The organism is Microbacterium sp. ZXT2-5, from assembly GCF_055329545.1.
Genome location: NZ_JBUZWD010000001.1, coordinates 1,070,891 through 1,085,153 on the forward strand (window position 1 = coordinate 1,070,891; position 14,263 = coordinate 1,085,153).

Consider the following 14,263-nt stretch of genomic DNA (forward strand, 5'->3'; position numbering starts at 1 on the left):
CGTGAACACCACCCGGACCAGCCCTTTCCTCCTTCCCGAACGTCTCGCCGCCAAGACCGCCCCTGTGCTCATCGGCGACGACGAACGCCACTTCGCCGCGATCGCCGAGAGCATCGCCCAGTCCGTCGCCGCCATCGAGGAGCGCCTGGACGCGCTCCGTCGTCTGCCCGGCGGACATGGGCAGGCGGCGCTCGAACGCGACCTCGAGATCCATCGCCTGTCCGCACGACTGCGCACGCTGCGCCGTTTCACGATCGACGCGTGCCTGGGGCGCATGGTTCCCGCTGACGGGCCGGAGCCGGCGTACATCGGGCGGTTCGGGCTCACCGATCCCGCGGGCCGGCGCCTCCTGGTCGACTGGCGGACGCCGGCGGCCGAGCCGTTCTTCGCCGCGACCCATGCGCGGCCGATGGGCCTTGCGAGCCGCCGCCGGTACCGGTGGACGGGCCGCCGGGTGACCGACTACTGGGATGAGGTCTTCACCACGGAGGGATTCGCGCACAGCGCGGCCCTCGATGATCAGTCGGCGTTCATCGCCAGCCTGGGCGCGAGCCGTTCGCCGCGCATGCGGGATGTGCTCGGCACGATCCAGGCCGACCAGGACGCGATCATCCGCGCCGGCTCGCGCGGCAGCCTCGTCGTCGACGGCGGGCCCGGTACGGGCAAGACCGTCGTCGCACTGCACCGGGCCGCCTACCTCGTGTACTCCGACCCGCACCTGGGCGGCGGACGCGGCGGCGTCCTCTTCGTCGGCCCCAGCCCCGCGTACCTCTCCTATGTCGAAGACGTCCTCCCCGGTCTCGGCGAGGAGAGCGTGCGAACCTGCACGGTGCGCGACCTCGTGGCCGAGGGGGCAGCGGCCTCACCCGAGGCCGACCCGCGCGTCGCCCGCCTGAAGGCCGACGCGCGCATGATCGACGCGATCGAGCCCGCCGTGCGCCTCTACGAGGAGCCGCCCCTCAAGGGCCTGCTCGTCGAGACGCCGTGGGCGGAGCTGCGGCTCGCTCCCGACGACTGGGCGGAGGCGTTCGCATCCGCCGAGCCCGGCGTGCCGCACAACGAGGCGCGCGACCAGGTCTGGGAGAGGGTGCTCGACATCCTCACCGACCAGGTCGACGGCGAGGAGGTGCCGCTGCACCAGCTGCGACGGGCTCTCGCACGCCACGACGACCTGACCAGCGCCTTCGCGCGAGCGTGGCCGCTCGTGGAGGCATCCGTCGTCGTCTCCGACCTGTGGACGGTGCCCGCCTACCTGCGCCGGTGCGCACCGTGGCTCACCCCCGAGGAGGTCCACCTCCTGCAGCGCGCGGAGCCGGCCGCGTGGACGGCATCGGACCTGCCGCTGCTGGATGCCGCGCGGCGGCGCCTCGGCGACCCGGACGCATCCCGCCGACGGCGACGGCGCGAGGCCAGGCTCGCGCAGGAGCGCGAGTACATGGCGCAGGTCGTCGAGCGGCTGAAGGAGGCCGGCGACGAGCTGATGCAGTGGCTGGACGGAGACGACCTGCGCAACAGCCTCGTCGACGAGTCCGTGCTCGACGCGGTCGATCCCGACGTGCTGGCAGGCCCGTTCGCGCACATCGTCGTCGACGAAGCGCAGGAGCTCACCGATGCGGAATGGCGGATGCTGCTGGCCCGCTGCCCGTCGCGCAGCTTCACCGTCGTCGGCGACCGCGCGCAGGCACGCCACGGCTTCCACGAGTCCTGGCAGGAGCGTCTGCGGCGCGTCGGGCCGACCGAGGTGTCGATCGCGTCGCTCACGATCAACTACCGCACGCCGAGCGAGGTGATGGCCGAGGCCGAGCCGGTGATCCGCGCAGCCGTCCCGGACGCCAACGTGCCGACGTCGATCCGGTCGAGCGGCATCCCGGTGTTGCGCGCGCCGCTGTCGCGGCGCGACGCGATCGTCGGGGAGTGGCTGGCCACCCACCCCGACGGCACGGCCGCGGTGATCGGCGACGCCGCATTCCCGCCGCAGGATCGCGTGCGATCGCTCACCGCCGAGGGGGCGAAGGGCCTCGAGTTCGACCTCGTGGTGATGGTCGCGCCGTCGACCTGGGGGGTCGGCGTCGAGGGCGCCGTCGACCGCTACGTCGCCATGACGCGCGCGACCGGCCGCCTGGCGGTGCTGGAGGAGTGACGGGGCGCCGGCCGTCGGGGCAGCGTCAGGTCGCCTCGTCCCACCACCGCAGCACGCGGGTGCCGATCAGGGTGAGCCAGCGCGACGGCTCGCCCTCGGCGACGTCGACGGAGAACCAGGTGCGACCGGGCAGCGGTGTCGTCTGCAGCCACGTGCCATCGGGCTGACGCGCCGCCCGCACGAGGGCGACCGCGTCGGCCAGCCTCGGGTCGGGCCGGCCGCCCTCGAGCAGCGCGACCTCGCGGAAGTGGTCGAGCGCCGCCAGGGCGCTGTAGCGGTGGCGGTTCGGGTACACGAATCGGCTGACGAAGTCGCCGACGACCTCGCCGGTCGACGCACGGAGCATGAGGCGCCGGGACAGCAGGTACTCCTCGCCGCCGTGGCGGGCGTCGCGCATGCCGGCGTCGCCGGTGATCCGCTCGTAGGCGAGGATGCCGCGGGCGGCGTTCAGCGTCGAGTGGAACGAGGAGCGCACCGAGTCGCCCTCTTCGGCCTCGCAGTTCCAGCCGCCGTCGGCCAGGCGGTGCTCCGGGAACCAGGCGACGAGCCGGGAGACGTCCGCTCCGAGCCACGCACCGGCGGCCAGCGTGTAGGAGTTGATGCAGACGTCGACCTCGCCGCCCCAGTACGGCAGGTCCTCGTACTCCCAGCGGCTGTTGACCGCCAGCTTCTCCGCGGTTCCGGCGAGCGCCCGGGCGTCCAGGCCCCACTCGCGCAGGTCCTTCAGCACCCACGTGGTGGCCGTCCAGGGCTGGCCGGGCTCGTCGGCCTCGGCGCTTCCGAAGAAGCCCGCCGGGAAGAACGCCCCTCCCGCCCATTGGCCGTCGTCGCCCTGCAGCGCCAGCAGCCGCGCGCCGAAGCCCTCGGTCGCCACGCGCGACCGCGTCGCCTGCCACACCTCCGGCGGGGCGCCGGCGAGGTCGCGCTCGACCTGCCAGCGCAGGGCGGGGTCGGAATCGAGGAGCCACTCGAGCACGCGCTGATCCGTGGTCATGACGGCAGAGTACCCACGCGGTCCGACGTTCACCGGGCTGCGGCATCCGTCCGCCGCGGCGGGTCGCACCTCCCGCGGTCGCGGGGCGAGAAGAATCGGCAGATGCCCATCGTCGACAACGGCGTGTACGTCGCCGGGAAGCGGATCCGGAATCCGTCGAGCCTCAGCGAGACCTTCGAGTACACGCGCGAACACCACGGGATGGCGTGGATCGGGCTGTTCCGCCCGTCTCCCGAAGAGATCGCGCAGGTCGCCGACGAGTTCGGGCTGCACCGTCTCGCCGTCGAGGACGCGCTCACCGGGCATCAGCGCTCCAAGCTCGAACGCTACGGCGACATCCTGTTCATCGTCCTCCGGCCCGCCCGGTACGTCGACGAGACCGAGAGCGTGGAGTTCGGCGAGCTGCACGTCTTCGTCGGGCCCGACTTCATCGTGACGATCCGCCACGCCGAGTCCCCCGACCTGGCCCGCGTCCGCCATCGCATGGAGGGCGAGCCCGAGCTTCTGGCCCGGGGGCCGGAGGCCGTGCTGTACGCGATCCTCGACGAGGTCGTCGACGAGTACACGCCCGTCATCGACGGCGTCGAGAACGACATCGACGAGATCGAGGACGCGCTGTTCGAGAACGGCGGCGTCACGCTCTCCAAGCGCATCTACGACCTCTCGCGCGAGGTGATCCTCCTGCAGCGGGCCGTCGCGCCGCTCGCCGACATGCTCGAGGCGCTCCAGCGCGGCGCCCCGAAGTACGAGGTCGACGTGGAGCTGCAGCGGGCCCTCCGCGACGTCCACGACCACGCGCTGCGGATCGTCGACAAGACGGTGGCCTTCCGCTCGATCCTCGACAACGCGCTCACCGTCAACGCGACGATCGTCACGCAGCGCCAGACGGACACCGCACTCATGCAGAACGAGCAGGTGAAGAAGATCTCCGGGTGGGCGGCGATCCTCTTCGGCCCCACGCTCGTGGGGACCATCTACGGCATGAACTTCGAGTACATGCCCGAGCTGGCGTGGCCGCTCGGCTACCCGATGGCCCTCGGTCTGATGGCCGCGACGAGCATCACGCTGTACTGGGTGTTCCGCCGGCGGCACTGGCTCTGAGCCCGAGCGACGACGCTCGAACGAACGGGGGCGGGCCGACCTGACGTCGAACCCGCCCCGCTGTCCCCCGCGCGTGGGGGCGGCCGGCGGCTCAGCCGCCGGCCGTCGCGTTCTCGTACGCCCGCATCGCGGCGGACTGCGCGTCGGCGAGCGCCTCTTCGGGCGTCTTGTCGCCGAGCAGCGCCGCGGTGACCGCGTTGTTCAGCTCGTTCTGGATGTCCTGCCCGGCGGGCGAGGAGCCGAACGACCGACCGTAGTCGAGCACCTCGTAGTAGGTGGCGATGGTCTGGTCGAAGCCGGCGTTGCCCGTCTCGACGACGTACTCGTCGCGGATCGCCTGGTCGGGGCCCGGCGCGCCGGTGAACAGCCCGGTGTTGATGCCGCCGTCCTCCTCGCGCGTCGCGGCGCGCGCCTCGCCGGCGGCCGCCCAGGCGTCCTCGCTGGTGAGGCTGATCATCCACGCGCAGGCCGCGGCGGCGTTCTCCGCACCGGCGGGGATGACGAAGGCCTGGCCGCCTGTGACCGAGAAGGGCTCGCCGTCGCTGTTCTTGAACGGCACCGCCTCGATCTGGATCTCGTCGACGTACGGCGACAGCACGTTCGGGTACCACTGCGCGTTCACCTGCGCGCCGACCTGGTCGGCGACGAACTGGTTGTTGTCTCCGAACGTGTCGAACGAGTCGGTGAAGCTCTTCACCGATGCGTAACCGCCCTGCGCGTCGTTGATCTGCTTGAGCATGTCGATGCCCGCGATGTTGCTCGGGTCGTCGAGCGTCGGCGCACCATCCTCATCGGTGAGCTGGCCGCCCATGCCGAGGATCCACAGCGGCGCCTGGCCCGTCGAGACCGGGTCGAAGCCCAGGCGCGTCGGCACTCCGCCGGACTCCTGGTACATCTTCTCGATCGCGCCGAGGAGGGCGTCGGGTTTCGACGTGTCGATGTCCTCACTGGTGACACCGGCCTCGTCCATCACGCGCTTGTTCAGGATGATCGCCGGCGGCTGGTAGAACTGCGGCACGGCCCAGATCGCGTCGTCGTAGCGGACGTCGTCGACCACGAAGGGGTACCAGTAGTCGTCGGGGGTGACCCCCTGCGCCTCGAAGCACGCGTCGAGCGGGACGATGAGACCCTGCGCGGCGTACTGGGTGACGTACCGCCGGTCCATCTGCACGACGTCGGGGACGTCGCCGCCCGCGATGCGCGTGGTGAACTTCTGCGCGTCGAACGCTGTGGCGTCGAGGTCGACCTCGACGTCCGGGAGCTGCTCCTCCGCGTAGTCCAGCCGGGACTGCCCGACGTCGTCGGCGTTCTCGAAGCCCCACGCCGAGAGGGCGCCGGTCGGCTCGGCCTCGAAGTCGACGTCGCCGTCGGTGACTCCGCCGCCGTTGCCGCCGCCGCCGCAGCCGGCGAGGAGGACAGCGGATGCCGCGATGGCGGCCATTCCGATCATGCGCTTGCGCATCTGTTTCCCTTTCGCGTTCGTGATGTGTGGTTGTGGAATCGAGCTCAGCGTCGGAGAGGCATCCGTCATCCCTTCCTGCCCTGCGTCGCCACGCCCTCGATGAAGTACCGCTGGCCGAAGGCGAACAGGATGAGCATGGGGAGCGTGACCAGCAGCGACGCCACCATCACGTACTGGTAGTCGCCCTGGCCGCCGGCGGTGGGGCTGTACTTCGTCATCGCGTAGGCGATGCCCAGGGGCGCGGTGAACTCGTCGACGGATCCGGCGTTGAGGTAGATCAGCGCGGCCTGGAGGTTGTTCCAGCTCGCTTGGAACTCGAACAGGAACACGATGACGAACGATGGGATCGACAACGGCATCGCGATGCGCCAGAACAGTCCCCAGTAGCTCGCGCCGTCCAGGCGCGCCGCTTCGAACAGCTCCTTGGGCAGGCTCAGGAAGAACTGCCGCTGCAGGAAGATGTAGAAGGCCGAGCCGAAGAGGTTCATGCCCCACAGCGGAACCCACGTGCCGAGGAACCCGGTCTCCTTCCAGATCAGGTAGATCGGGATCATCGTCACCGCACCCGGGAGCATCATGGTCGCCAGCACCAGGCCGAAAAGCAGCCCCCGCAGCGGGAAGCGGAAGTACGCGAAGCCGAACGCGACGATCGAGCTCGAGATCGCCACCGTTCCGGCGGCCAGGAGCGCGATCGCCACGCTGTTGAACATCCAGCTCAGCAGCGGCAGCTGGTTCCACACCTCGACGTAGTTCTCGGGCACGAAGGTCTTCGGGATGAGCGAGTTGTCGAAGACCTCGCCGCGCGGCTTGAAGCTCGCCGCGAGCAGCCAGGCGAACGGGTAGAGGAACAGCAGCGCGAACCCGAGGAGGAGGATCGTCAGCACCACGCGCCCGGCGAGGGTCTTGGGCTGCGAGAGCCCGCGGCGCCAGCGGGAGCGCCTGGGCGGCGGAGCGGCGGCCACCGCGGCTTCGGGGGTGGGCCGGGACACTCCGGGGGTCTGCAGCGACGCCGACATCAGCGGTCTCCCTCGTAGTACACGAAGCGGTTGCCGAACTTCACCTGGATCACCGTGATGATCATGATGATGACGAAGAGCAGCCACGCCATCGCCGCGGCGAACCCGAAGTTGAACTGCCGGAACGCCTGCTGGAAGAGATAGATGGCGTAGAAGAGGGATGCCTCGGGCGAGGCGTTGCTCTGATCGCGCCAGAACAGCAGGTACGCCTGGTCGAAGACCTGGAAGGCGGCGATCGACAGCACGATGATGTTGAAGAACATCGCGCCCGAGATCATCGGCAGCGTGATGGAGAAGAACTTGCGCACGGGGCCGGCACCGTCGAGCGAGGCGACCTCGTACAGCTCGACCGGCACGTTCTTCAACGCCGCGAGGAAGATCACCATCGTGCCGGCGACCGTCCACAGCGTCATGATCACGATGCTCGGTTTCACCCACGCGGGATCGACGAGCCACTGCGGACCCTCGATGCCGAAGATGCGCAGACCCTGGTTGATCGCGCCGGTGTTGCCGTTCAGCAGCAGGAAGAACACCGCCGCGGTGGCGACGGCCGGGGTCATCTTGGGCAGGTAGTACAGCGTCCGGAACGCGCCGGCGCCGCGGCCGACACGGTTGAGCAGCATCGCGAGGATCAGGGCGAAGACGATCTCGAGCGGAACCGCGAGCACCACGTAGAACAGCGTGTTCGCCAGGGAGACACCCACCCGCGGGTCTTCGAACAGGCCGGCGTAGTTGGTGACACCGACCGGGCGGGCCGTGTTGGTGGCGAGGTTGTAGTTGCTGAACGAGATGTAGAGGCTGTAGACCATCGCGCCGGCGGTGAAGATCAGGAACCCGACGATCCACGGCGAGATGAAGAGATAGCCGGCGAGCACCTCTCGCTTGTCGTAGTGCTGCTTGACCTTGACCTTGCGCGGGCGCTCCTTGCGCCGCGCGCGGCCCCGTCCGCCGTCCGCGCTCGAGTCGGTGGCCTCCTTGAGAGCCTCGACGACGGCGTCGTTCTGCGACGTCACGCTCATCGCGGCGCCTCGCTCGCTGGGCGTGCGCGACGCCCGACCTCGCGTCGCGCGGTGAGAAGTGGGCATGGTGCGGCCATGGCGCGACGTTAGGCACCACCCCCGGCCGCTCTCCATGGGGTTGCGCGAAGCGCTGCTTCTGTGCATCCCCCCGGGGAGGGGGCGCCGGCGGCGCCCCCTCCGGTCCGCGCGAGATCAGACGGTGAGGAGCACCTTGGTGGCCCGACGCTCGTCCATCGCCCGGTAGCCCTCGGCGGCCTCCTCGAGGGGCAGGGTCAGATCGAAGACCTTGCCCGGGTCGATCCGGCGGTCCCAGATCAGCTGGATCAGCTCGGGCAGGAACCGGCGCACGGGGGCCGGTCCGCCGTGGAGGTGCACCCCCGAGAAGAACAGCTCGAGCCCGTCGAGCGAGACGTCGTGCGAGACGCCGACGTACCCGACGTGGCCGCCCGGGCGGGTCGCGCGGATGGCCTGCATCATCGCCTCCTGCGTGCCCACCGCCTCGATGACGCTGTGCGCGCCGTAGCCGCCGGTGAGCTCCTTGATCTTCGCCACGCCCTCGTCGCCGCGCTCCTCGACGATGTCGGTCGCGCCGAACTCGCGGGCCAGGGCCTGCCGGTCGGCGTGCCGGCTCATCGCGATGATGCGCTCCGCGCCGAGCTGCTTGGCGGCGAGGATGCCGAGGAGGCCCACGGCGCCGTCGCCGACGACGGCGACCGTCTTGCCCGGTCCGGCCTCGGCGGCGACCGCGGCGAACCAGCCGGTGCCCAGCACGTCGGAGGCCGCCAGCAGCGACGGGATCAGGTCGGGGTCGGGCTGACCGGGAGTGGCGACGAGGGTGCCGTCGGCCATCGGGATGCGCGCGTACTCGGACTGCGTGCCGATGGCGCCCACCGGGTACGCGTGGATGCACCGCGACTGGTACCCGGCCTGGCAGATCTCGCACGTGTTGTCGGAGGCGAAGAACGAGCCGACGACGAAGTCGCCGACCGTCAGGGTGCGCACGTCTTCGCCGATCTCGGTGACGACGCCGACGTACTCGTGTCCCATCGGCAGGTGGTCGGCCTCGTCGTCGCCGCGGTACGGCCACAGGTCCGACCCGCAGATGCAGGTCGCGGCGAGCTTGATGACGGCGTCGGTGGGCTCCAAGATGACAGGATCGTCGCGGTCTTCGACGCGGACGTCGCGGGGTGCGGTCATGATGACGGCGCGCATGAGGTGCTCCTTGTTGTCGGGGTTCGGATGGGGGTGGTCTCGGGGTTCGGAGGAGGTCAGCCGACGGATGCCGCCACCGCCGCCTGCTCCACGGTCGCCGCGGGAGCGGACCGGCGGGTCAGCACGACGTAGGCGACGGCCGCCAGCGCCACGGCCGTCACGGTGACGACGCCGAGAGGCAGGATGCTGGTCGCACCGGCGACCCCCACGAGCGGGGCGGCGATGCCGCCGAAGCCGAAGCGCACCATGCCCAGCAGCGACGATGCGGTGCCGGCCATGCGGGGGTGGTCGGCCAGGGCCAGGGTGGTCGCGGGGGGCGAGGTGATGGCGACGCCGACCGCGAGCGCGAAGAGCGAGACGATCACGACCCAGAGCGGCATCGCCGCCAGGCCGGATGCGAGCAGCCCGGCGGCGCCCAGCCCCGCGACCACGATGCCCGCCGCGAGCGTCCCGCGAAGGCTCCAGCGCTCGGCCAGGCGGCCGGCGAGCCAGCCGAAGACCATGAAGCCGGCGGAGTTCAGCCCGAAGGCGAGCGCGTAGCCGAGGGGTGTCAGTGCGTAGATGTCCTGCAGCACGAAGGTCGCCCCTGCCAGGTAGGCGAAGAGCGCCGCGTAGAGGAAGCCCTGGCTGAGGACGGCGCCGAGGAACGCGGCATCCGTCACCAGCGTCCGGTAGTCGCGCATCGTGCGGGTCCAGCCGCCCTGCGTGCGGTGGGCGACCGGCAGTGTCTCGGGGAAGGTCTGCAGCGTGATGACGAGGATGCCCGCGCCGATCAGCGCGAGGAAGGCGAACAGTCCCCGCCAGTAGGTGACGGCGATGAGCACCCCGCCGAGAAGGGGGCCCACGATGGCGGCGAGTCCGCCCACCACCGTCAGCCGGCCGTAGAAGCGGATGAGCGCGCCGCCGGAGTACACGTCGCGACCGGCGGCCTGCGCGATGACGATGCCGACGCCGCCCGCGAGGCCCTGCACGAAGCGCGCGGCGATGAGCAGCTCGATCGTGGGACTCATGGCGCACAGCGCCGAGGTGGCGATGTACGCCGCGATGCCGACGAGGAGGATCCCCCGCCGACCGAACCGGTCGGAGAGCGGACCCGCGACCAGCTGCCCGACGGCCAGGCCCACGAGGCATGCGGTCACGGTGAGCTGGGCGACCGAGGTCGCTGCGCCGAGCTCGCTCGTGAGCGCGGGGAGCGCCGGAAGGTAGAGGTCCATGGAGATCGGCCCGAAGACCGTGAGCAGGAGCAGCAGCGTCGGCAGCAGCCGGGTGCGTGTGCTTCGCGGCGGAGCGGCGGTGTCGGTCATGCATCGAGCGTCGCGCGCCGCCGCTCGCCGGGGGAGTTCCTGATGAGACATGTACCGACAGGGCACCCTTCGCGCGGCCGAGCCGATCTAGCCTTCTCGTATGGACAACCGAGCCGAGGTGCGAGAGTTCCTCATGGCGCGCCGGGCGCGGGTGACGCCCGATGCCGCCGGCATCGCGGCGGGGCCGAACCGCCGCGTCCCGGGGCTGCGCCGCGGCGAGGTCGCGATCCTCGCGGGCGTCAGCGTCGAGTACTACGCCAAGCTCGAGCGAGGAAGCATCGCCGGCGCATCGGCGTCGGTGCTCGAGGCCGTCGCGCGGGCCCTGCAGCTCGACGACGCCGAGCGGGCGCACCTGTTCGACCTCGCGCGCGCGGCGGACGGCATCCCCACGAGCGGCCGCCCGCGCCGCCGGAGCTCCCGCGCGTCGGCGGCGCGCCCCAGCCTGCAGTGGGCCATGGAGGCGATCACCGACGGCGTCGCGTTCGTGCGCGACCAGCGCCAGAACCTGCTCGCGGTCAACGAGCTCGGCCGGGCCTTCTACTCCCCCGTCATCGGCGACGGCGGACGTGTGCCGAACCTCGCCCGCTTCCAGTTCCTCGACCCGGCCGCCCGTGAGTTCTACCCCGACTGGGACCGGTTCGCCGAGATGTGCGTGGGTGTCATGCGCGCCGAGGCAGGCCGCGATCCGCACGACCCGGCGATGCAGGAGCTCGTCGGCGAGCTGTCCACGCGCAGCGAGACGTTCCGGCGGCTGTGGGCCGCCCACGACGTGCGCACGCACGGCTCGGGCACGAAGCGGTTCCACCATCCGGTGGTCGGCGAGCTGATCCTGGCCTACGAGGAGCTCGCGATCACCGCAGAGCCTGGGCATGTCATGCTCATCTACACCGCCGAGCCGGGGTCGCCCTCCGCGGAGCGACTGCGTCTCCTCGCCTCGTGGGCGGCGACGCACCGCGCCGAGGAGCCCGCCGCGGACGAGCACGCGGCCGAAGGCGCCTGACGCGCCCCGCGTCGCGCCCCGGCGGTGACCCGCCGAGCCCGCTCACAGCGCGACGTGGAACTTCGGACCGGATCCGGCACCCTCCGGCCGCTCACCCGCCAGGATCGCGGGCAGGTCCTCGAGGGCCACGGTGGCGGCGACGAGCGGGCGCGGGTCGACCACCCCTGCCGCGAAGGCGTCGATGGTTCCGGCGAGCCCGGGTGAGGCACTCAGCACGCCGACCGCCGTCACGTCCTTCAGCGCCAGGTCGCGCGTGTCGATGAGACTCGGGGTTCCGGCGAGGCCGATGTAGACCACCCGCCCGCCGGGTTCGACCAGCTCGAGCGCCTTCGCCGGGAGCTGGGACGCGTTGGATGCCTCGATCACGGCGTCCCACGGCAGCTCCGGCAGCCGCTCCTGGGTCCAGACGTGGTCGAAGCCGAGCGATCGGGCGAACGCCCTCGCCCCCTCGTGGCGCGCGAGCAGGTGCACCTCGGCGCCGGCGGCGCGGGCGAACATGGCGCAGAGGAGCCCGATCGTGCCCGGGCCGAGGATGAGGCAGCGGTCGCCGGGCTGCAGCGCCGCACCCTGCACGGCCCGGAAGGCGTTGCCCCCCGGTTCGACCATCGCCCCCATCGCATCGTCCACCGGCTCGGGGAGTCCGTGCAGCGACGAGACGGTCGTCCCGACCTTCTCGGCGAGCGCGCCCGCCTTGCCCCCGCGGATGCCGAGCTCGAGCCGGCGCGCGCACACGTGCTGCCGTCCATGCTCGCAGCGCCGGCACGCCCCGCACCCCAGCATGGTGTCGCCGGTGACGCGGCGACCGACCCAGAGCGGGTCGACCCCCGGGCCGACGGCCGAGACGACGCCCATCCACTCGTGCCCGATGCGCATCGGATACGCGGCGTCACCGGTGCCGAAGTACGCCATCTCGCCCGTGAAGAACTCGATGTCGGTCCCGCAGATGCCCGCGCGCCGGACATCGACGACGACCTCGCCGGGGCCTGCTTCCGGTTCCGCGACCTCCTGGATCTCGGCGTGGCCGGGTCCGGTGACGACGAGCGCCCTCATCGCCCCGCCCACAGGTTCGGCGCGGTCTGGGTATCAATGCGACTCACGCGACACCTCGGATCCGGATGCGCCGACCAGGAAGTCCAGGTCGGCGCCCCTGTCTGCCTGCAGGACATGATCGACGTAGAGGCGCTCCCACCCCCGCCGGGGCCGGGCGTAGCCGTCGAGGGTGGCCTGGCTCGGCATCCGCTCGGCCAGCTCCTCCGCGGGGACGTCGAGGTCGAGTCGGCCGGCGCGCACGTCGAGGCTGATCCAGTCGCCGCTCTGCACGAGGGCGAGCGGGCCTCCGGCGGCGGCCTCAGGCGTCACGTGCAGCACGACGGTGCCGTAGGCGGTGCCCGACATGCGGCCGTCGCAGATGCGCACGACATCGCGGACGCCCCGCTCGAGCAGCTTCTTCGGCAGCGGCATGTTCGACACCTCCGGCATGCCGGGGTAGCCCTTCGGGCCGCAGCCGCGCAGGACCATCACGGACTCCTCGTCGATGTCGAGCTCCGGGTCGTCGACGCGTCGGTGGAAGTCCTCGATCGAGTCGAACACGACGGCCCGGCCGCGATGCTTCAGCAGGTGCGGCGAGGCGGCGGCGGGCTTGATGAGTGCGCCGCCCGGCGCGAGCGACCCGCGCAGCACCGAGATCCCCGCGTGCGGCTGCAGCGGCGCGTCCCGCGAGGCGATGACGTCGGGGTCCCAGATGCGGGCGTCGTCGACGTACTCGACGAACGGGCGCCCGGTGATGGTGAGGGCCTCCGGGTCCAGCAGGTCGCGCACCTCGCGCATCACCGCGAGGAACCCGCCGGCGCGGAACAGGTCGTCCATGAGGTACCGGCCGGCCGGCTGCAGGTTCACCAGCAGCGGCACGTCGGCCCCGACGCGGTCGAAGTCGTCGATCGTGAGGTCGATGCCCAGCCGCCCCGCGATCGCCAGCAGGTGCACCACCGCGTTGGTGGATCCGCCGATCGCCGCCAGCGCGACGATCGCGTTGCGGAAGCTGCCCTCGGTGAGGAACGTCGACGGCCGGCGGTCCTCCGCCACGAGCCCCACGGCCAGCGCGCCGGTCAGGTGCGCCGCCTCGAGCAGCCGCGCATCCGCCGCGGGGGTTCCGGCCACCCCGGGCACGACCACCCCGAGCGCCTCTGCGACCAGCGCCATGGTCGACGCCGTGCCCATCGTGTTGCAGTGCCCCTTGGAGCGGATCATCGACGACTCGCTCTTCAGGAACATCGCCTCGCTGAGCGTGCCCGCGCGCACCTCCTCGCTGAGCCGCCACACGTCGGTGCCGCAGCCGAGCGCCTCGCCGCGGAAGTGCCCGGTCAGCATGGGCCCGCCGGGCACGACGACGGCGGGCAGATCGACGGATGCCGCGGCCATGAGCAGCGCCGGGATCGTCTTGTCGCATCCGCCGAGGAGCACGACGCCGTCGATGGGGTTGGCGCGCAGCATCTCCTCCGTCGCCATGGCCGCCATGTTGCGCCACAGCATCGCGGTCGGCCGCACGTTCGTCTCGCCGAGCGAGATCACCGGGAGCTCCAGCGGGATGCCGCCGGCCTCGTAGACGCCGTTCGTCACGGACTGCGCGACCTCGGTCAGGTGCGCGTTGCACGGCGTCAGGTCGGAGGCGGTGTTGGCGATCGCGATCTGCGGGCGGCCGGTGAACGCGGAGTCCGGCACGCCGCGCCGCATCCAGGCACGGTGGATGTACGCGTTGCGGTCGTCGCCCGCATACCACTGGGAACTGCGAAGCGTCACCGGTGACCCACATCCCGCCCGCTCGTACGGGCGCTCCTGCCATCCTGCCCGACCGCGAGGGGGCTCCGCGCGATCCGGCGCGGCCGGGACGCGGCATCCGTCACCCGCTCGTTGCCATCCGCGGACGCGTGTGTCCGAGCCCTGGCGCTGTCGTAGTCCGGCTGTGGGGGTTCTGTTGCCCGCGCCTTCGTAGCGTCTTCCACAGCACGAAGAACCCCT

The 14,263-nt window shown here is 71.5% G+C and carries 11 protein-coding genes; 3 read left to right on the forward strand and 8 right to left on the reverse strand.

Annotation, left to right across the window (positions count from 1 at the left end; all coding sequences use genetic code 11):
• Position 1: 1 nt before the first annotated feature.
• The gene (helR, locus tag ACZBH1_RS04615) at positions 2 to 2,140 is read left to right on the forward strand and encodes an RNA polymerase recycling motor ATPase HelR (protein ID WP_463645653.1); all 2,139 of its coding nucleotides are present in this window, start codon (positions 2 to 4) and stop codon (positions 2,138 to 2,140) included.
• Positions 2,141 to 2,165: 25 nt separating this feature from the next.
• Here the strand turns inward: helR and ACZBH1_RS04620 are convergent, their stop codons facing one another.
• A complete protein-coding gene (locus tag ACZBH1_RS04620) occupies positions 2,166 to 3,134 on the reverse strand; it encodes a squalene cyclase (protein WP_336393692.1) in 969 nt (322 codons plus the stop codon).
• Between the two features lie 102 nt (positions 3,135 to 3,236).
• On the opposite strand from ACZBH1_RS04620, the gene corA reads away from it, so the two are divergent.
• Positions 3,237 to 4,235 carry a magnesium/cobalt transporter CorA gene (gene corA, locus ACZBH1_RS04625; protein ID WP_336393693.1) on the forward strand — a complete coding sequence of 333 codons (999 nt, stop codon included), beginning with the start codon at positions 3,237 to 3,239 and terminating at the stop codon, positions 4,233 to 4,235.
• Positions 4,236 to 4,326: 91 nt separating this feature from the next.
• Here corA and ACZBH1_RS04630 read toward each other — a convergent pair whose 3' ends face one another.
• From ACZBH1_RS04630 to ACZBH1_RS04650, 5 genes are all read right to left on the reverse strand, one after another.
• Positions 4,327 to 5,697 (reverse strand): ABC transporter substrate-binding protein, encoded by a 1,371-nt coding sequence (locus tag ACZBH1_RS04630; protein WP_463645654.1) that lies wholly within the window; start codon positions 5,695 to 5,697, stop codon positions 4,327 to 4,329.
• A 65-nt stretch (positions 5,698 to 5,762) separates the two neighbouring features.
• A complete protein-coding gene (locus tag ACZBH1_RS04635) occupies positions 5,763 to 6,713 on the reverse strand; it encodes a carbohydrate ABC transporter permease (RefSeq protein ID WP_336393695.1) in 951 nt (316 codons plus the stop codon).
• Positions 6,713 to 7,732, reverse strand: coding sequence for a carbohydrate ABC transporter permease (locus ACZBH1_RS04640; protein WP_378879925.1), 1,020 nt, complete (start codon positions 7,730 to 7,732; stop codon positions 6,713 to 6,715). The genes ACZBH1_RS04635 and ACZBH1_RS04640 overlap by 1 nt, the downstream gene beginning before the upstream one ends.
• Before the next feature lie 192 nt (positions 7,733 to 7,924).
• The gene (locus tag ACZBH1_RS04645) at positions 7,925 to 8,944 is read right to left on the reverse strand and encodes a zinc-dependent alcohol dehydrogenase family protein (RefSeq protein WP_463645655.1); all 1,020 of its coding nucleotides are present in this window, start codon (positions 8,942 to 8,944) and stop codon (positions 7,925 to 7,927) included.
• A gap of 56 nt (positions 8,945 to 9,000) precedes the next feature.
• Positions 9,001 to 10,248, reverse strand: coding sequence for a multidrug effflux MFS transporter (locus tag ACZBH1_RS04650; protein WP_463645656.1), 1,248 nt, complete (start codon positions 10,246 to 10,248; stop codon positions 9,001 to 9,003).
• Between the two features lie 100 nt (positions 10,249 to 10,348).
• Here ACZBH1_RS04650 and ACZBH1_RS04655 point away from each other — a divergent pair, with 100 nt between their 5' ends.
• A complete protein-coding gene (locus ACZBH1_RS04655) occupies positions 10,349 to 11,248 on the forward strand; it encodes a helix-turn-helix transcriptional regulator (protein WP_463645657.1) in 900 nt (299 codons plus the stop codon).
• 42 nt (positions 11,249 to 11,290) lie between these two features.
• Here the strand turns inward: ACZBH1_RS04655 and ACZBH1_RS04660 are convergent, their stop codons facing one another.
• Both ACZBH1_RS04660 and ACZBH1_RS04665 read right to left on the reverse strand, forming a co-directional pair.
• Positions 11,291 to 12,298, reverse strand: coding sequence for a zinc-dependent alcohol dehydrogenase (locus ACZBH1_RS04660; RefSeq protein ID WP_463645658.1), 1,008 nt, complete (start codon positions 12,296 to 12,298; stop codon positions 11,291 to 11,293).
• Between the two features lie 33 nt (positions 12,299 to 12,331).
• Positions 12,332 to 14,044 carry an IlvD/Edd family dehydratase gene (locus ACZBH1_RS04665; RefSeq protein WP_463645659.1) on the reverse strand — a complete coding sequence of 571 codons (1,713 nt, stop codon included), beginning with the start codon at positions 14,042 to 14,044 and terminating at the stop codon, positions 12,332 to 12,334.
• Positions 14,045 to 14,263: the final 219 nt, after the last annotated feature.